The 17,147-nt window shown below is 70.6% G+C and carries 15 protein-coding genes; 8 read left to right on the top strand and 7 right to left on the bottom strand.

The features are described 5' to 3' along the window. Positions 1 to 287 precede the first annotated feature (287 nt). The 3 genes from WD341_RS11115 to WD341_RS11105 form a co-directional block, all read right to left on the bottom strand. Positions 288 to 755, bottom strand: a complete 468-nt coding sequence (locus tag WD341_RS11115) for a hypothetical protein (protein ID WP_368425519.1) — start codon at positions 753 to 755, stop codon at positions 288 to 290. A 75-nt stretch (positions 756 to 830) separates the two neighbouring features. Then, positions 831 to 1,811 carry a hypothetical protein gene (locus WD341_RS11110; RefSeq protein WP_368425518.1) on the bottom strand — a complete coding sequence of 327 codons (981 nt, stop codon included), beginning with the start codon at positions 1,809 to 1,811 and terminating at the stop codon, positions 831 to 833. Then, complete coding sequence (locus WD341_RS11105) at positions 1,804 to 2,652, bottom strand: CsgG/HfaB family protein (protein WP_368425517.1); 849 nt, start codon at positions 2,650 to 2,652, stop codon at positions 1,804 to 1,806. Before WD341_RS11105 ends, WD341_RS11110 begins: the two co-directional genes overlap by 8 nt. Positions 2,653 to 3,040: 388 nt before the next feature. On the opposite strand from WD341_RS11105, the gene WD341_RS11100 reads away from it, so the two are divergent. Continuing rightward, positions 3,041 to 3,679, top strand: coding sequence for a response regulator transcription factor (locus tag WD341_RS11100; protein WP_368425516.1), 639 nt, complete (start codon positions 3,041 to 3,043; stop codon positions 3,677 to 3,679). Between the two features lie 117 nt (positions 3,680 to 3,796). Here WD341_RS11100 and WD341_RS11095 read toward each other — a convergent pair whose 3' ends face one another. Both WD341_RS11095 and WD341_RS11090 read right to left on the bottom strand, forming a co-directional pair. After that, positions 3,797 to 4,537, bottom strand: a complete 741-nt coding sequence (locus WD341_RS11095) for a LuxR C-terminal-related transcriptional regulator (RefSeq protein WP_368425515.1) — start codon at positions 4,535 to 4,537, stop codon at positions 3,797 to 3,799. Positions 4,538 to 4,740: 203 nt separating this feature from the next. After that, positions 4,741 to 5,214 (bottom strand): invasion associated locus B family protein, encoded by a 474-nt coding sequence (locus WD341_RS11090; RefSeq protein WP_368425514.1) that lies wholly within the window; start codon positions 5,212 to 5,214, stop codon positions 4,741 to 4,743. Positions 5,215 to 5,516: 302 nt separating this feature from the next. On the opposite strand from WD341_RS11090, the gene WD341_RS11085 reads away from it, so the two are divergent. Further along, complete coding sequence (locus tag WD341_RS11085; RefSeq protein ID WP_368425513.1) at positions 5,517 to 6,083, top strand: hypothetical protein; 567 nt, start codon at positions 5,517 to 5,519, stop codon at positions 6,081 to 6,083. Positions 6,084 to 6,140: 57 nt separating this feature from the next. On the opposite strand, the gene WD341_RS11080 is transcribed toward WD341_RS11085, so the two are convergent. Both WD341_RS11080 and WD341_RS11075 read right to left on the bottom strand, forming a co-directional pair. After that, positions 6,141 to 7,061, bottom strand: coding sequence for a fatty acid desaturase (locus tag WD341_RS11080; RefSeq protein ID WP_368425512.1), 921 nt, complete (start codon positions 7,059 to 7,061; stop codon positions 6,141 to 6,143). Positions 7,062 to 7,201: 140 nt separating this feature from the next. Continuing rightward, the gene (locus tag WD341_RS11075; protein WP_368425511.1) at positions 7,202 to 7,909 is read right to left on the bottom strand and encodes a TetR/AcrR family transcriptional regulator; all 708 of its coding nucleotides are present in this window, start codon (positions 7,907 to 7,909) and stop codon (positions 7,202 to 7,204) included. A gap of 280 nt (positions 7,910 to 8,189) precedes the next feature. Here WD341_RS11075 and WD341_RS11070 point away from each other — a divergent pair, with 280 nt between their 5' ends. The 6 genes from WD341_RS11070 (at position 8,190) to WD341_RS11045 (ending at position 17,144) form a co-directional block, all read left to right on the top strand. After that, a complete protein-coding gene (locus WD341_RS11070) occupies positions 8,190 to 8,843 on the top strand; it encodes a protein-L-isoaspartate O-methyltransferase (RefSeq protein ID WP_368425510.1) in 654 nt (217 codons plus the stop codon). A gap of 140 nt (positions 8,844 to 8,983) precedes the next feature. Continuing rightward, entirely contained in the window at positions 8,984 to 10,414 is a 1,431-nt protein-coding gene (locus tag WD341_RS11065) for a TolC family outer membrane protein (protein ID WP_368425509.1), read from the top strand. 69 nt (positions 10,415 to 10,483) lie between these two features. Next, positions 10,484 to 11,272: a DUF2497 domain-containing protein gene (locus WD341_RS11060; protein WP_368425508.1), complete on the top strand. Its 789-nt coding sequence runs from the start codon at positions 10,484 to 10,486 to the stop codon at positions 11,270 to 11,272. 169 nt (positions 11,273 to 11,441) lie between these two features. Then, positions 11,442 to 14,111 (top strand): valine--tRNA ligase, encoded by a 2,670-nt coding sequence (locus WD341_RS11055; protein WP_368425507.1) that lies wholly within the window; start codon positions 11,442 to 11,444, stop codon positions 14,109 to 14,111. 132 nt (positions 14,112 to 14,243) lie between these two features. Then, the gene (ilvD, locus tag WD341_RS11050) at positions 14,244 to 15,980 is read left to right on the top strand and encodes a dihydroxy-acid dehydratase (RefSeq protein ID WP_368425506.1); all 1,737 of its coding nucleotides are present in this window, start codon (positions 14,244 to 14,246) and stop codon (positions 15,978 to 15,980) included. A 279-nt stretch (positions 15,981 to 16,259) separates the two neighbouring features. Then, complete coding sequence (locus WD341_RS11045; RefSeq protein ID WP_368425505.1) at positions 16,260 to 17,144, top strand: DMT family transporter; 885 nt, start codon at positions 16,260 to 16,262, stop codon at positions 17,142 to 17,144. Positions 17,145 to 17,147: the final 3 nt, after the last annotated feature.

Here is a 17,147-nt window from a genome sequence, read left to right as displayed (position 1 = left end):
CCCCCCCCCCCCCCCCCCCCCCCCCCCGGCCCCTCCCGCGAGCCCCATTGCGCCCTGCGCCCGACCTGCCTACCTGGCGCCGCGGCGCCGGTCGCGATGATGGTCTGCGAGCGCCCCGACCAAGCTTCGGGCTGACGGCACCGCTCGTGCCGCCTCCGCGCGGCCCGCGCCCCTTCCTGCCTCTTGCCGCTTGCGGGCCTGCCCCGCGGAAACGAGAAACGGCGGAGCGCTGGAGCCCCCCCCCGTTCCAGGGCCGGCGGCCCTGGAACGCCTGGCCGGTCGAGAGGCTACTGGGCCGGTTGCTGGTCCGGCTGCAGGTTCTGCAGCACGCTGGTGATGCTGTCGGCCGTGTTGGAGGTGGAGCTGCTGCTCGAGGTCGCGTTCTGGCCACCCTCGGAGCCCTGGCCGACCTCGACCGCCCCGGTCGCGTTGTTCAGGATCAGGCAGCTCGAGTTCGCGGTCGCGGTCGAATCGCCGCCGCCGCCGCCGCACACCAGGGTCGTGGTGTCGTAGTTGATCGTCGGCTGGCCCGCCGAGCCGTCGCGCCGCTCGAAGAAGCCGCTTTCGGCCTGCTTGATGATGACCGCGATCCCGGCGCGGTCGCGGGCGCCGGCCGACCAGGGACTGTCGAACATCTGGGCCTGCGCGGCCTCCGGATGCATCAGCGCCACGAGGGCGGTCAGCGCGGTGGCGGCGAGGGCGCAGTCGGCGACGAGGCGGCCGGCGCTGCGCTTCTGGGTATGCTGGATCGTCATGATGCCGTCTCCCGGCTTGGAAAAAGGCGGGGGAGGGCGAGGCCAGGCCCCACCCTCCCCCCAGGGGACGAAGGATCAGTCGTCGCCGAACGGATCGCCGCCCAGGGGCGAGGTCACCGTGACGCTCAGGTTGTTGCCGATCGCCGTGGCGACGGAGGAGACGATCGGGCGATCGATCGCCGCCAGGTTGTCGTAGTTGTTGATCGAGACGTCGTAGACGTTCGACAGCGCCGAGACGTCGGCGTAGGAGAACTGCTTGACGTCGGCGATCAGGATCGCGTCGTCGGCCGTGGCGGCCGCCACCTCGACGCTCTTCAGGTTGCCGACCGCGGTGGCACTGCTGTCCACCGTGGCGTTCAGGATGTCGTTCACCTGCGAGGTTGCCGAAACCTGCGCCGGCGTCAGGAACGACAGCGAGGCGAGCGCACCGGAGAGGTCGCCGACCTCGCCGGTGCCGAACAGCACCTGCGCCTCGTGGATGTCGGTCTTGACCTCGCTCTGAATCGAAGAGGCGTTGCCGACCGCGGTCGCCGAGCTGACGACCTCGGGCAGTTCGAGCGCCGCGTCGAGGACCAGCGCCTCCGCCGGGTCGCCGATCAGGATCGTCCCGAGGTCGACCGACGCGCTGTCGGTTCCGCCCGGGTTGATGCCGCCGCCCGCGACGCCGACCGTCAGGTTGCCGGTTGCGCCCTGCGGGCCGGTGTAGGTGGCCGTCGCCTCGGTATCGATTGCGATGCCGACCGAGGAGGCCTCGAGCTCGAGCTCGAGGCTGCCAAGGTCGACCTCGATCTGGCCGCCCTCGCCCTCGGGCCGGTTGTTGTCGACGCCCGAGACGTAGGATTCGGCGGTGACGTCGCCGATCTGCACCTGCAGGTTCTCCAGAGCGACGATGCCGCTCGGATCGAGGAAGGTGTAGATGTCGATCTCCTGGTCGATGTCCGTCCAGGCGTCGAGATGCCACTTCCACTCGACCTCGGTGAAGGCCATGGCGGGGGCGGCGAGAAGTCCGGCCACCGCACCCAGTGCAGAAGCCGACAGAAGACGGGACCTATTCATTGCTTGCTCTCTCCTCGTCGTCAGAGAACCGCTCCAGGTGATCGCTCATGAAGTCGGTCCTCACGAGGTCGCACCCAGGGGATTTCGGCAGGCCGAGGAACTCCGTCAGGATCTGGTAGACGGACATTTCGACGACCGACCTGACGCCGAGCTGGAGCGGTTCGTTCCTGATGCGCCCGGCGTCGAACTCGACCAGCGTGTCGCCGAAGAAGCGGAAGATGTTGGCTTCGACCTCGAAGCCGTAGATCTGCTTCTGCAGGCTGGTCACGTAGGGAACGGAGAAGTCGCGCGAGTTCACGACGCGCAGGTCGAGCGCGACATTGATGATCACCGTGCGCGCGCCGCCGCCGATGCCGCGGACAAAGAGCTGCGCGCCCTCGCTGACGATGTTGTAGTTGAGCTCGGTCAGCGCCCCGACGACGACGAAGTCGGACGCCGGCAGCCGGGTGTACTGAGTTAGCGGGCGGGTCAGCCGGCCCTGCTCGGCCAGGCGCACCTCCGCGAGCGGGATCCGCAGATCGAAGCGCTCGACCAGGTTCGCCTTGCCCGACTTGTAGAAGGCGCTCATCACCATTTCGGTGACGCCCTGGGACAGGGCGTAGCCGTTCTCGTCGTAATTGATCTGGCCGGTCTTGTCGGCGACCTCGCCGACCGCGAAGACCGGCAGATTGGTCGCCGTGAAGTTATGCAACTCCGCCAGGCAGCTGCTGTAGGGCGTCTGGTTGTCGGTCACCGGAAAGCTGTAGACCGGCTCGACGCCCTTCTTGGGGTAGGGTCCGGTGGCGCAGCCGGTGAGGCCGAGCGCGCCCGCCAGGGCGATTGAGACGATAGGTTTGATCATGTTCGACCCCGTGGCCCCCCAAGGCCTTCGCTCGTTGTTCGATCAGCGCCGAGTGGCGCGCTTGGTCGGATTGTCCCGGCAAAGCGGGTCCGGCTGGAATCGACCAAACGGACAGAAAGGGCGGAATTCCGCGCCCTTCGCATCGCCCGAACGGGCCGATCCGGCGCAGGCGAGGGCAGGCGAGCCCCTTCGGGCTATTCCTTTGGAGGGCGCCGGTCCGGCCCTTCCGCGTGCTTGAGACTCGTGGCGCGCCTCACGCTAACTGGAGGAATCGTGGCGGCTTCGGGACCGCGCGCTGCAAGCCCGCGGACGACGGCGTCGCTCAGCTCGAGCCCGGGCGGGCGGCACGGACTGGCGGCATTGCGCGGCTGAAGGACAAGGCCTGGACATGCGCATCCTCGTGCTTTGCGCCGATCGCTCGCAGGCCGAGTCGATGGCCGAGCGCCTCAGTGCCGGCAGCATCCACCAGGTGGTCAGGGCGAGCGGGTTCGAGCAGGCCCTTCACTACGACCTGAACGGCTTCGACGCGGCCCTGGTCTGGTTCTCGCTGCTGCACGCCCTGGAGGAGTCGATGCTGCACGCCTATACCCAGGTCTCGCGGCGCATGCCCGTGGTCGCGGTCCTGTCCCGCAGCGCCTGGTCGGAGCGCCGGCCGAGGGTTCTTCTTGCCGACGGCTGGGTCTTCCTCGACGAGGGACCGGTCGAACCGGCGGCCGCGATCAGGCTGGCGACCGCCGGCTACTGGGTCCTGCCGGATTTCGTCGTCCGCGAGCGCCTGAGGCTGGCGGTGCCCAGCGTCGCCTGCCGTGCGCTCAGCAACCTGCAGCTGACGGTGCTCCGGCAGCTCGGCACCGGCCGGACGAACCGGGAGATTGCGAACCACCTGCGTTTCTCGGAGCCGAAGGTGAAGAAGGTCGTGCACGAGCTCATCACCCGGCTCGGGCTGACCAATCGCACCCAGGTCGCGGTCTTCGCCGCGCTCGCCGAAGAAGGTGGCGAGCGGGAATCGCAGGCGGGGGCGCGATGACGCGCGACGCCCTGGGCCGGCGTCGCGCGAAACCGAGTGTGACCCTGTCTCCCCCGGGCGGCCGAACGACCTGGCGGAATCGCTGTCGCGACGCCCGCCAGGTCGCGTTCCTGCCCCCTAGGCGGAGCCCAGGCTGGCCGGGCTGGCGACTCGCGCGCCGGCAACCGGCGGCGTGCAGTTGCGCTTCAGCGCCCACATCGCCGCCTGCGTCCGGTTCGAGGCCCGGGTCTTCTTCAGGATCGATTTCAGGTGGACCTTCACCGTCGATTCGGTGATCGCGAGCTTGCGCGCGATCAGCTTGTTCGAGTCACCGGTGATCAGGCAGCGCAGGATCTCGGCCTCGCGTGCCGACAGGTGGCAGGCGCGGATCTTGTCCATGCAGACCTGCGGCTCGACCAGTTGCCGGGTGTAGTCGACCATGATCGAGGCTAGGCGCGACGGGAAGACCTTCTCGCCGACTTGGACGAGCCGCAGGCTGTCGGCGAGCGAGTCCCGGCCGATGTCCTTGAGCAGGTAGCCGTCGAGTCCGGCCGCGAAACACCCGCCCATGTTCTCTATGTCGATATCGTCGCTCATCAGCACGACATGCGTCTTCGGAAACAGCGAGCGCGCCTCGGTGACGGTGTCGACCGGGTCGGAGGTTCCGGTCGCGGTTTCGATCAGGATTAGCCCCGGGGACTTGCCGCCCCGCGCGCGAACCAGGTTCGCAAGCTCGCGCAATCCGACGGCCTCGATGATCTCGCCGAGCTTCATGTTGCTGATCAGGGATGCGAGACCGGCCCTGAACAGAGTGCTGTTGCCGATGACGCCGATTGTGGCCCCCTCGACGGCTGTGATCCCCTCCTTGTCGCTGAGCATGACATCTTCCCTCCTGTAACGAGCGGACAAACCGCTTCAGCTTTTTTTGAGTCGAACGCCCCCAAAGAAAGCCCCGTGCCCCGGCGCTTCGAGATGTCGGCCCCTGCCATGGTTCCCTCGCGCTCGGACGAACTGAAGAACGCGAGTACAACCACTGAGAAGCGACTCTAGATTGAAACGCCGGAGATTGTAAATGGTCTGTGCTAGTCGCCTACTTGTGCAAGCGCCTGGGTGAAGCCGACCAGGGAGATCGGCGCGATCACCATTGCCGATCCCGCCTGGTAGGCGACGACGCCCTCGCGGGCTCGCTTGAAGGCCTGCTCGACCTCCGGGCCAGCCTTGACGCTGACGGCGGCCTGGCAGAGTGCATCGCTGCAACTCGAAACGGCGAGGCCGGCCGACCAGCCGCCGTTCAGGCGGATGCCGACCGGCTGCCCGACCGTTGCCTTGGGATCGAGGCGCAGGAGGATGCGGCGGCTGCCGCCGTCGGCGGGCACCGCGACGACGATCTGCACTCCCTGGGCGTCGTAGTGGGCGGCACAGCTTTCCTGGTTGCAGGTGACTCTCCATTCCTCGACAGCCCGGGTTTCAGCATTCGCCTTGCCCGTTTCCGCCAGAAATCCAAGAGCGCTTCCCAAGATCCCGAATCCTGCTAATAGTTTGTAGGTGCAACGCATCGTGGCCTCCCTATAGTGCGATCTGATACTCACGATGGGAGCCATCTTAACCCGAACTTCGGCAATGAAATCATTGCCCAGGCTTGGCAAAGCCAACCTAATCTGTACTAGCCAGATTACGTCACTTCCCCCTTTCGAATAATGCGGCTAGCCCGATCCGGACGGACAGGTAACGACGCAAAGGGGGTATCTACCCTTAAATGCCGTTGAGACTTGCTGCGGGTGACCCCAGTCTCCGAGACTGATGCTCGTGCCTCCCGCGACCGGCGGGGGTGCGGCCGGTCAGAAGGAATACAGTTGTCATGTCAGCGATCTCTCTCTCGCGCCTTTCGCTAGCCGCACTGGCCCTGCTGGGCGGCCTTGCGCTGGCCCAGCCGGGGCAGGCGCAGCTCAACAACCAGCCCTTTTCGTTCCGCACTCCGGACGGGGGCCCGGGAATGAGCTTCGCCGGCCGCCAGGCGATCATCGACGCGAAGTTGCTCGACGCCCGGCCGGCCAATCTGCTGCGCGGTCCGGGCGGGGAACTCGTATCGGTCGAGAAGGGCCCGGGCGGGACCGCGATCGTCCGCGATTCCTCGGGCGCGCCGCTGCCGGGCTATCGGGGCAGCAGCTGGCGCGGCCCGGGCGACTTCGCCGGCTCGTTCAACAGCTTCTTCGTCCCCGGACCGGGCGGCGTCGGCTTCGGCTTCCGCTTCGCCACCGCGGCGGGTGCGGTGATCGGCGGCTGGACCGATCTGCTGGGCGCCTCCTTCAGGGCGGCCGTCTCCTCCTATGCGGCGGAGAGCCCGCTCAACGACTGGATCGCCATGGTCGCCTTCCTGCCGCCGCTGCCAGGGACAGAGCCCGCGGAGGCGGACGCACAGCCCTGAACCGGACGCGGTCGAACGCGGACCGGGCGGGACCGATCCCGCGGCTCAGTCGCCCTGCTAGATGCCCGCGGCCGCGCCCGGCCTGCGCGATACGCCGAGCGCGCGTCGGACGTCCCGGCTGGCCGCGCGGTAGGAGGCCGCGCGCACCTTGACGCCTTCGCCGAGCAGCCGGTGGACGGCGGGCAGGGCGTGGAAGGGGGCCGCCGGCCAGGCGTGGTGCTCGGCGTGGTAGGGCATGTTCCAGGCCAGCAGGCGCAGCAGCGGCCCGGTCCGGGTCGTGCGGCTGTTGGCCAGCGGGTCCGCGACCTCGGGGCAGCCGGTGTGCTCGGCCAGCAGGTAGAGCCGCAGCAGCGGCTGGCCGACCAGCAGCGGCAGCAGCCAGAGCCAGACCGCCGCCCAGCTCTGGAAGGCGAGCGAGAGCGCCGCGACCAGCGCGTAGACCGCCAGCATGATCCGCGCCTCGGCGGCGACCGCCCGCCGCTCGCGCGGCGGCACGAAGGCATCGGCATTGCGTCCCGCCGCGTTCCTCAAGATCGTCGCCACGGTGCCGCGCCAGAGCGGCAGGCCGCTGACGTGCAGCAGGTAGGCGCCCAGCCCCTGCGGCCTGGGCGTCGCCAGCTCGGGGTCGCGCGCGGAATCCTGGGTCCAGCGGTGGTGCGCCAGGTGGAAGTGACGGAACCAGCGCGGCGGGATCAGGATGACCAGGCCGCAGAGCCACGCGAGGGCGCGGTTGAGCCCGCGCGCGGCGAAGGGCGTGAAATGGACCGCCTCGTGCAGCGCGCAGAACAGGAAGACCAGGGCGACCCCCTCGGCGAGCAGTGCCGGCAGCACCCACAGGCTGTCGCGGGTGAGCCAGACCAGCGCGCCGGCCGCCGCGATCAGGCCGAGGTGGGCGGCGAGCTGCGCCAGGCCACGGGCGTCCGACGGCACCGAGAGGGCCTTGAGGGCGGCTGCTGTCGCGGCATCGAACGTCGGCATCCTGGCATCCTAGGGCGGGGAGCGGCCTTCAGTCGATGCCGCCGAGCGCGCGCAGGCTCCGCCACAGCCGCGCCGCCTCCTCGACGCGCCGAGGCGCGCCGCTCTGGCCGTCCTCCTCCCATTGAAGCCGCCCCGACGCCTCAGGCGCCGAGGAAGACGCAGCGCACGAAGGCGCGGTAGAGCAGGATCTGGCGGCTCAGCGCCTGTGGCTCGCGCATCACCTTGGCGACGATGATGCCGCCGTCGGCGAGCGCCGAGAGCATGTCGGCGAGGTCGTCGAAGTCGACCGCCACGCGCGGCGGATGGTGCTCCGCAATGGCGTCGAAGCGCGCCCGGAAGCGGCGGCGCCAGCGCAGCATGCCGGCGGCGTTGAGCTCGTGGATCTCGCGCTTGAAGAGGTTCTCCTGGTAGCAGACCGAGGCGACCAGGCAGCCCGGGTGGCCGTTCGGCAGGTCGGCCAGGGTGTCGGCGAGCATCTTGAGGCCGACCAGGAAGCCGTGGAGCGGATCCTCGTTGAGCGCGTCGGCCCGCCCGAACAGCTCGTCGAACAGCACCTCCTCGCGCTCCAGGTAGCGCTCGAGCAGAGCGGTCGCGAGCGCGCCCTTGTCACGGAAATGGTAGAAGAACCCGCCCTTGGTGATGCCGACGGCGCAGATCAGCTCCTCGATGGAGGTCGCGCCGAAGCCCTTTTCCAGGACCGCGGTCTCGGCGACGTCGAGGATCTGCTCGCGCGTGTCGCGCCTTGGCCTGGGTGTCGCCGCGCCGGGCGCGGCGGTCGTCGGCGCCGGCGCGCCGGGTGCGGGCTGGGGTGCGCCGCGGCGCAGCGCCCTCGTTCCAAGAGCCTGCATGTCCTGCCCCTTTCAGCCGTTCCCCGACCTCATGCAACCATGGGAAGGCAGCGAATTTCGCACAACCTTTACCACCGGTACAGTGGCCATGCGACGAGGCTGTGCAGCTGCTACCCCGGCCCCGGCAACTACACTTCAGCGGGGCGGGGCCAAGGGCGCGGCGCCGGTGGCGTTGCCAGCCTCGACCGCCGCGCCTATAAACCGGCTCGATGACGACGATGGTCCGGGTGCCCGCGAGGCAGCCGCCCGGCGTCGCGAGAGTTCGGGAAAGGGCCCCCGGGTGGACTACGCAACCGCACGCCTCAACATGGTCGAGAGCCAGCTGCGCACGAACCGGATCGTCGATCCGGCGCTGATCGCGGCTTTCGAGCAGCTGCCGCGCGAGCGCTTCGTGCCGGAGAGCCGGCGCGGCTTCGCCTACGTCGACGAGGACCTGCCGATCGGTGGCGGCCGCTACCTGATGGAGCCGATGGTGCTCGCCCGCCTGATCCAGGCGGCCGCGGTCGAGCCGGGCGATTCGGTGCTCGACGTCGCCGGCACCGGCGGCTACGGCACCGCGATCCTGGCCCGCTTGGCGGCAAGCGTCGTGCTGCTGGAGCCTGACGGCGCCCTGGCCCAGGCCGCGGAGGCGACGCTCGACCGCCTGCAGGTCGACAACGCCGTGGTCGTGACCGGCGACCCCGCCGAGGGCTACGCCCGCCAGGCGCCCTACGAGGCGATCGTCGTCGAGGCCGCCCTGGCCGAGGTGCCGGCGGCGCTGCTCGACCAGCTCGCAGAGGGCGGGCGCCTGGTCGCGCCGCTGCTCGAGCAGCCGGGCCTGTGCCGGGGCGTGCTGCTGCGCAAGGATCGGGGCACGGTCTCGCAGCGCATGCTCTTCGATTGCTCGACGCCGGTGCTGCCGGGGTTCGAGCGCAAGGCGGGCTTCGTCTTCTAACGCTGGAAAATCCCACGGGAATCAGGCACAGACTCTGCGGAGGCTTGGCGGCCGGTCCCGAGTGAAGGCCTCGCCCAAGGAGGCGGGTCGACGACGGGAGGGGCTCCCGGGCCCGCGCGGCAAGGGACGGAAGGTTCTCGGTGGCTCGAAACGCAGCGCGAAACGGCTTCCACTCCGCTCCGACCGGTGGCGGGTTGCGGGCGCTGTTGCTCGGCGGCCTGGTGCTGTCGGCCGGGCTGCTCGCCGGCGCCGGCGCCCAGGGGCAGACCCTGGTGGACGCCCTCTCGACGACCTACAGCAGCAACCCGACGCTTTCGGCGGCCCGCGCGCAGCTGCGCGCGACCAACGAGCAGGTGCCGCAGGAGCTGTCGAACTGGCGGCCCAGCGTCGCGGTCACGACCTCGGCCGGCGTCGCGACCAGCCGCAGCAGCACGCCGACCACCCGGCGCGCCGGGGAAGACGACTTCGAGGGCACGACCCCGCTCTCGGCCGACCTGACCGTGACCCAGCCGCTCTACCGTGGCGGACGCACGGTCGCCGGCACCGAGCGCGCCGAGAACGAGGTCTATGCCGAGCGCGCCCGCCTGGCCTCGACCGAGCAGCAGGTCCTGCTGAACGCCGTCACCGCCTTCATGAGCGTCTGGGCCGACGAGGCGGTGCTGCGGCTCAACATCAACAACGAGCAGGTGCTGCAGCGCCAGCTTCAGGCCAGCCAGGACCGCTTCGAGGTCGGCGAGATCACCCGCACCGACGTTGCCCAGTCGGAGTCGCGCCTGTCCGGCGCGACCGCCCAGCGCGTCGCCGCCGAGGGCAACCTGCGCGCCAGCCGTGCCGTCTACCGGGAGGTCGTCGGCACCGCCCCGGGCACCCTGCGCCCGCCCGGGCCGCTCCAGGGCCTGCCCGAGACCAGCGGCGAGACGGTCGCCAGCGCACTGGTCCAGAATCCAGACGTCGTCGCCGCCTCCTTCTCGGAGCGCGCCGCCGAGCGCGCCGTGCGCCAGAACATCGGCGCGCTGCTGCCGAGCGTGAATCTGGTCGGCGAGCTGACCCACACCGACGAGACGAGCATCCCCGACAGCAGCGGCGACAGCGGCAGCCTGCTCGCGCAGCTGAGCCTGCCGATCTACCAGCAGGGCTTCGTCTCCAGCCAGGTGCGCGAGGCCAAGCAGATCCTCAGCCAGCGCCGCCTGCTGGTCGAGGAGGCCCGGCGCAATGCCGAGCAGGAGGCCGTCGACGCCTTCGAGGCCCTGGCGACGGCGCGCGCCCAGATCCTCGCCTTCCAGGCCCAGGTCGATTCGGCGCAGATCGCGCTCGAGGGCGTGCGCCAGGAGAATGCCGTCGGCGCGCGCACCGTGCTCGACGTTCTCGACGCCGAGCAGGAGCTGCTCGATGCCCAGGTCAGCTTGGTCGGCGCGCAGCGCGACGTGATCGTCGCCGGTTTCCAGGTGCTCGCCGCCCAGGGGCGGCTGAACGCCATCGAGCTCGGCCTGCCGGTCGAGGTCTACAATCCGGAGCTCGACTACCGCGCTGTGCGCGACAAGTGGTTTGGCTTGAGCGCTCCCGGTGAATAGTCTATGGGCCCGAATCACCGGATCGTCTTCGATTCGTAACCTGAGGCGCGTCCCGCACGCGATGGCTGCATGAGCGACAATCAGGGCCAGAGCGAACCGTCCATGGAGGAGATCCTGGCGTCGATCCGCCGGATCATCTCCGAGGAGGACAGCGACGAGGCCAAGGCGCCGCTCGACCCGGCGGCCCCCGCGGCCGAGGGCGACCCGGAGGAGGCGCCGGGCGAGGGCGAGGGCGACGAGGACGATGTCCTCGAGCTGACCGAGCAGGACGCCCTGCCGGAGGAGGAGCCCGACGCCGTCCTCGAGCTCGAGGAGGCCGACGCGCTGCCCGAAGACCGGGAGCCAGAGGTCCCGCCCGAGCCGGCGCCGGCGCCGGAGCCTGAGCCGGAGCCTGACCTCGAGCCCGAGGCGGCGGGGCCCTTTGCGGTCGCCGCCGAGGCCGAGGTCGCCGCGCGCGAGGTGGCGCCCGACGCGGCCGACGAGGACGCCGCCTACCAGGAGGCAGGCGACGAGGACGCAGGTGATGCGGAGGCGGGCGGCCGGGACGTCTTCGAGGCCGCGGCCGCCCCGGATCACGAGGAGGCAGGAGAGCCGGCGATGAGCGACCGCCCCCACGATGGCCTGGTGTCGGCCTCGACCGCCGCGGCGACGACGGCCGCGCTGTCCGAGCTCACGCGCCGGCGCCGCGTGCCGGCCTCGACGGCCGCGCCGAGCGGCGGGGAGAGCATCGAGGCCTTCGTCGCCCGCCTGCTCGAGCCGCACCTGCGGGACTGGCTGGACGAGAATCTCGAGCCGTTGGTCGAGCGGGTCGTGCGCGAAGAGGTGCGCCGCCTGGCGCGCCGCGCCGAGGACGACTGAGCCGGGAAGGCCCCCGCCGCGCCCGTTGCGCCGATACCACGCCGGGCCGCGCCCGTCTGGACATCCCGTCATCGCCGACTATTGTGGCGCCGCCGCGTTTCGCCCGGCCCGCCGGCTGGCCGGAACGCCGCCTCTGACAGCGAACCCCTGACCGGGAGACCGATCGGCGATGGCCGAGCTCGAGAAGACCTACCGTCCCAAGGAGGCCGAGGCCCGCCAGTACGAGCGCTGGGAGGACAGCGGCGGCTTCGCCTGCGCGCCCAAGGCCGGCGCCCGGCCCTACACCATCATGATGCCGCCGCCGAACGTCACCGGCAGCCTGCACATGGGCCATGCCCTGACCTTCACGATCCAGGACGTGCTGGTCCGCTGGCACCGCATGCAGGGCCGCGATGCGCTGTGGCAGCCCGGCTCCGACCACGCCGGCATCGCCACCCAGATGGTCGTCGAACGCCAGCTCGCCGAGCAGGGGATCGACCGCCGCGACCTCGGCCGCGAGGGCTTCGTCGAGAAGGTCTGGGAGTGGAAGGCGCAGTCGGGCGGCACCATCAACCGCCAGCTGCGCCGGCTCGGCGCCTCGCCGGACTGGGCGCGCGAGCGCTTCACCATGGACGAGGGCCTGTCACACGCGGTGCGCCTGGTCTTCGTGCGGCTGCATCGCGCGGGCCTGATCTACCGGGACAAGCGCCTGGTCAACTGGGACCCCAAGCTGCTGACGGCGATCTCCGACCTCGAGGTCCAGCAGACCGAGGTCCAGGGCCAGCTCTGGCACTTCCGCTACCCGGTCGAGGGGCAGGAGGGTCGGTTCCTGGTCGTCGCCACGACCCGGCCGGAGACCATGCTGGGCGATACCGCGGTCGCCGTCCATCCCGACGACGAACGCTACCGCGACCTGGTCGGAGGGCACCTGGTCCTGCCGATCGTCGGGCGCCGGATTCCGGTCGTCGCCGACGAGCACGCCGACCCCGAGACCGGCTCGGGCGCCGTCAAGATCACGCCGGCCCACGACTTCAACGACTTCGAGGTCGGCCGCCGGCACGGCCTGGAGATGATCAACATCTTCGACGCCCAGGCCCGCCTCAACGAGGAGGTGCCCGAGGCCTACCGCGGCCTCGACCGCTACGAGGCGCGCCGGAAGGTGGTCGCAGAGATCGAGGCCGCCGGCCTGCTCGAGCGCGTCGAGGAGCATCTGCACACGGTGCCGCACGGCGACCGCTCCGGGGTCGCCATCGAGCCCTGGCTGACCGACCAGTGGTACGTCGACGCCAAGACCCTGGCCCAGCCCTGCATCGAGGCGGTCGAGCAGGGCCGCACCGTCTTCGTGCCGCGCCAGTGGGAGAACGTCTTCTTCGAGTGGATGCGCAACATCCAGCCCTGGTGTATCTCGCGCCAGCTCTGGTGGGGCCACCAGGTGCCGGCCTGGTACGGCCCGGACGGTGAGATCTTCGTCGAGATGAGCGAGGCCGACGCCCAGGGCGCGGCGCGCGCGCACTACGGCCGCGAGGTCGAGCTGCGCCGCGACGAGGACGTCCTGGACACCTGGTTCTCTTCCGGCCTCTGGCCCTTCTCGACGCTCGGCTGGCCGAGCGAGGAGGCGGACGTCCAGCGCGACCTGGCGCGCTACTACCCCGGCGACGTGCTGGTCACCGGCTTCGACATCATCTTCTTTTGGGTCGCCCGGATGATGATGATGGGCCTGCACTTCATGGGCGAGGTGCCCTTCCGCACGGTCTACATCCATGCGCTGGTGCGCGACCAGCACGGCCAGAAGATGTCCAAGTCGAAGGGCAACATCATCGATCCGCTGGAGCTGATCGACGAGTACGGCGCCGATGCCCTGCGCTTCACCCTGGCCTCGCTGGCGGTGCCCGGCCGCGACGTCAAGCTGGCCCCCGAGCGGGTCGCCGGCTACCGCAACTTCGCGACCAAGCTGTGGAACGCCGCGCGCTTCTGCCAGCTCAACGGCTTCGCTCTCGCGCCGGGCTACGATCCCGCCGCCAACCGGGTGACGCTGAACCGCTGGATCGTCTCCAAGCTGGCGAGCCTGGAGCGCGAGGTCGCCTCGGCGGTCGCCGCCTACCGCCTCAACGATGCCGCCGCCCAGCTCTACCAGTTCGCCTGGAACATCTTCTGCGACTGGTACATCGAGCTCGCCAAGCCGACGCTGAACGGCGTCGAGGCGGCCGCCGCCGCCGAGGTGCGGGCGACCGGCGGCTACGTCATGAACCGGTTGCTGCGGGTGCTGCATCCCTTCATGCCGTTTCTGACCGAGGAGCTCTGGTCCGCCTTCTCCGCGCCCGGGGAGCGGCTGCTGATGACGGCGCGCCTGGGCGACCCCGACGCCCTGCCGGGTGCGCCCGAGGCGATGCGCGAGATCGACTGGCTGATCGAGACGATCACCCAGGTCCGCTCGCTGCGCTCCGAGATGTCGGTGCCGCCGTCCGCCGCGCTGGAGCTGCTGGTGCGCGACGCTTCGCCGGAGACCGAGCGCCGGCTCGGCGAGCTTGGCGAGCCGCTGCGCCGCCTGGCCCGGCTCAGCGCGGTCCGCGGCGGCCAGGCGGCGCTGCCCCGGGACGCCGTGCAGTTCGTCGTCGAGGAGGCGACCTACGGCCTGCCGCTCGGCTCGGTCATCGACGTCGCCGCCGAGCGCAAGCGCCTGGAGAAGGAGGTCGGCAAGCTCGACAGGGAGCTGGCCAAGATCGAGGGCAAGCTCGGCAACGAGCAGTTCCTGGCCAAGGCGCCGGAGACGGTGATCGCCGAGAACCGCGAGAAGCGGGACGAGCTGGTCGCCCTGCGCGACCGCCTGCGCCTGGCGACGGCGCGGCTGGAAAGCATGTAGGGGACCGGGCGCCCGGCGCATGACCGCCATCCCCGAAGCGGGATGGCGGCGGCTGGGGCGCCTGGGCTACCGTCCCAGCGAAGACAGCGCCCACGGCCGGGAAGGGCCGGGACCGGGAAGGGGAGAATGCCGATGCCGCTCGACCACGCACCGCCGAGGTTCGACAAGTCCAAGCTGCCGAGCCGCCACGTCTCGGTCGGGCCCGACCGGGCGCCGCACCGCAGCTACTACTACGCGATGGGCATGACGGCCGAGGAGATCGCGCAGCCCTTCGTCGGCGTCGCGACCTGCTGGAACGAGGCGGCGCCCTGCAACATCTCGCTGTCGCGCCAGGCCCAGGCGGTGAAGATGGGCGTCAAGGCCGCCGGCGGCACCCCGCGCGAGTTCACCACGATCACCGTGACCGACGGCATCGCCATGGGCCACCAGGGCATGAAGTCGTCGCTGGCCAGCCGCGAGGCGATCGCCGACACGGTCGAGCTGACCATGCGCGGCCACTGCTACGACGCTCTGGTCGGGCTCGCCGGCTGCGACAAGTCGCTGCCCGGCATGATGATGGCGATGGTCCGCCTGAACGTGCCCAGCGTGTTCATCTACGGCGGCTCGATCCTGCCCGGCCGCTACAAGGGCAGGGACGTGACCGTGGTCGACGTCTTCGAGGCGGTCGGCCAGCACCAGGCCGGCAACATGGCCGACGCCGACCTCCACGCCCTCGAGTGCGCCGCCTGTCCCTCGGCCGGCTCCTGCGGCGGCCAGTTCACCGCCAACACCATGGCCTGCGTGTCCGAGGCGATCGGTCTCGCGATCCCCGGCTCCGCCGGCGCGCCGGCGCCCTACGAGAGCCGCGACGCGCTCTGCGAGCAGTCCGGCCACGTCGTCATGGATGCCCTGGCCAGCGGCATCCGCCCGCGCGACCTGGTCACCCGTAAGTCGCTCGAGAACGCCGCGCGCGTCGTCGCCGCCTCGGGCGGCTCGACCAACGCCGGCCTGCACCTGCCGGCGCTGGCCCACGAGGCCGGCATCGACTTCGACCTCCACGAGGTCGGCCGGATCTTCAAGTCGACGCCCTACATCGCCGACCTCAAGCCCGGCGGCCGCTACGTCGCCAAGGACCTCTACGAGATCGGCGGCGTGCCGGTCATCATGAAGGCGCTGCTTGACGGCGGTTACCTGCACGGCGACTGTCCGCAGGTCAACGGCAAGACCCTGGCCGAGAACCTGGCCGACGTGACGATTCCCGAGGATCAGGACGTCGTGCGCACGACCGCCAAGCCGATCACCCCGACCGGCGGCGTCGTCACCCTGCGCGGCCGCCTCGCGCCCGAGGGCGGCATCGTCAAGGTCGCCGGCATGAAGGTCCTGAAGTTCCGCGGCACCGCGCGCTGCTTCGACTGCGAGGAAGAGGCCTTCGCCGCGGTCCAGCGCCGCGAGATCAAGGAAGGCGACGTCGTGGTGATCCGCTACGAGGGCGCCAAGGGCGGCCCCGGCATGCGCGAGATGCTCTCGACGACCTCGGCGATCTACGGCCAGGGCCTGGGCGAGAAGGTCGCCCTGATCACCGACGGCCGCTTCTCCGGCGGCACGCGCGGCTTCTGCATCGGCCACGTCGGCCCCGAGGCCGCGGTCGGCGGGCCGATCGGCCTGCTGAAGGACGGCGACGTCATCGTCATCGACGCGGTCGAGGGCACGCTCGACCTCGAGGTCTCCGACGAGGAGCTGGAGGCGCGGCGCAAGACCTGGAGGCCGCGCGAGACCGACTACCAGTCGGGTGCGCTGTGGAAGTACGCCCAGCTCGTCGGCCCGGCCGAGAAGGGCGCCGTGACCCACCCGGGCGGCGGCGCCGAGACGCACTGCTTCGCGGACATCTAGGAGTCGGCTATCCCTCGGTCGGTGCCCGCACGCTTCCTGGTTCGACAGGCTCACCATGAAGCGATGGAGAGTCCGCGCCGACTTCCGGGCGCGCTGCGTGGTTCGACAGGCTCACCATGAAGCGATGGGGAGTCCGTGCCGGCTTCCGGGCGCGCTTGATGGTTCGACAGGCTCGCCAAGAAGCGACGGGGGAGGCTGCGCAGGCGTCCGGGCCTGCTTCATGGTGAGCCTGTCGAACCATGAAGCAGGCGCTGCGCCGAGCGAGCGGACGACGCCCAGGTGACCAACCCCGACCAGCGCACGGCCTACGGCGTCGCCTGCATCATCTCGGCCAGCTTCTTCACCTCGCTGGCCGGGCCGATCGTGCGCGAGGTCGAGAACGCCGACGGCTGGGCCCTGCAGTTCTGGCGCCAGGTCTGGTTCCTCGGCTTCATCCTGCTGTTCCTGCTCTGGCGCCACGGCCGCAGCGGCCTGCCCCGGGCCTTCCTGGCGATCGGCCGGCCGGGGCTGATCGGCGCCGGCGCGCTCGCCGTCTCCTTCGCCGCCTTCATCTTCGCGATGATGGAGACGACGGTTGCCAAGGTCGTCTTCATCGGCGCGACCTCGCCCTTCATCGCCGCGCTGATCGCCTGGGTCGCGCTCGGCGAGCGGCTGAAGCCGATGACCTGGCTGGCCATGGGCGTGGCACTCTGCGGCATCGTCGTGATGGCCGGCGACGGCCTGACCAGCGGCCAGGGCCACGGCGTCCTGCTGGCGGTGATCACGACGCTCGGCTTTGGCATCACCCTGGTCTGTCTGCGCAGCCGCGCCGACCGTGACATGCTGCCCTCGATTGCGCTGGCCGGCCTGCTGGCGCTGCTGGCCGGCGCGGTCATGGCGCCGTCGCTCGCGATCAGCGGCCACGACATGCTCGTGGCCGCCGCCTTCGGCGTCCTGCAGCTCGGCTTCCAGTACGTGCTGATCGCGATCGGCGCGCGCCACGTCCCGGCCGGCGAGGTCGCGCTGCTCGGCCGCCTGCAGCTCGTGCTCGGCCCCTTGTGGGTCTGGATGACGGTGGGCGAGCAGCCGAGCCTGCTGACCGTGGTCGGCGGCGCCATCGTGGTTTCGGCGATCGCCCTGCAATCGACGATCGCGCTGCGCCGGCGGGCGCCGATGACGCCCTGACGG

Source organism: Tistlia sp. (assembly GCF_040905785.1).
Classification (GTDB): Bacteria; Pseudomonadota; Alphaproteobacteria; order Kiloniellales; family DSM-21159; genus Tistlia.
The sequence above is the reverse complement of the archived record's forward strand: the minus strand, read 5'-3'. Positions and strand labels throughout refer to the sequence as shown.

Bases quoted from the DNA above. Each gene is read 5' to 3' on its own strand.
- WD341_RS11115 (WP_368425519.1), bottom strand. From the start codon at position 755: ATGACGATCCAGCATACCCAGAAGCGCAGCGCCGGCCGCCTCGTCGCC.
- WD341_RS11110 (WP_368425518.1), bottom strand. From the start codon at position 1,811: ATGAATAGGTCCCGTCTTCTGTCGGCTTCTGCACTGGGTGCGGTGGCC.
- WD341_RS11105 (WP_368425517.1), bottom strand. From the start codon at position 2,652: ATGATCAAACCTATCGTCTCAATCGCCCTGGCGGGCGCGCTCGGCCTC.
- WD341_RS11100 (WP_368425516.1), top strand. From the start codon at position 3,041: ATGCGCATCCTCGTGCTTTGCGCCGATCGCTCGCAGGCCGAGTCGATG.
- WD341_RS11095 (WP_368425515.1), bottom strand. From the start codon at position 4,537: ATGCTCAGCGACAAGGAGGGGATCACAGCCGTCGAGGGGGCCACAATC.
- WD341_RS11090 (WP_368425514.1), bottom strand. From the start codon at position 5,214: ATGCGTTGCACCTACAAACTATTAGCAGGATTCGGGATCTTGGGAAGC.
- WD341_RS11085 (WP_368425513.1), top strand. From the start codon at position 5,517: ATGTCAGCGATCTCTCTCTCGCGCCTTTCGCTAGCCGCACTGGCCCTG.
- WD341_RS11080 (WP_368425512.1), bottom strand. From the start codon at position 7,061: ATGCCGACGTTCGATGCCGCGACAGCAGCCGCCCTCAAGGCCCTCTCG.
- WD341_RS11075 (WP_368425511.1), bottom strand. From the start codon at position 7,909: ATGCAGGCTCTTGGAACGAGGGCGCTGCGCCGCGGCGCACCCCAGCCC.
- WD341_RS11060 (WP_368425508.1), top strand. From the start codon at position 10,484: ATGAGCGACAATCAGGGCCAGAGCGAACCGTCCATGGAGGAGATCCTG.
- WD341_RS11055 (WP_368425507.1), top strand. From the start codon at position 11,442: ATGGCCGAGCTCGAGAAGACCTACCGTCCCAAGGAGGCCGAGGCCCGC.
- ilvD (WP_368425506.1), top strand. From the start codon at position 14,244: ATGCCGCTCGACCACGCACCGCCGAGGTTCGACAAGTCCAAGCTGCCG.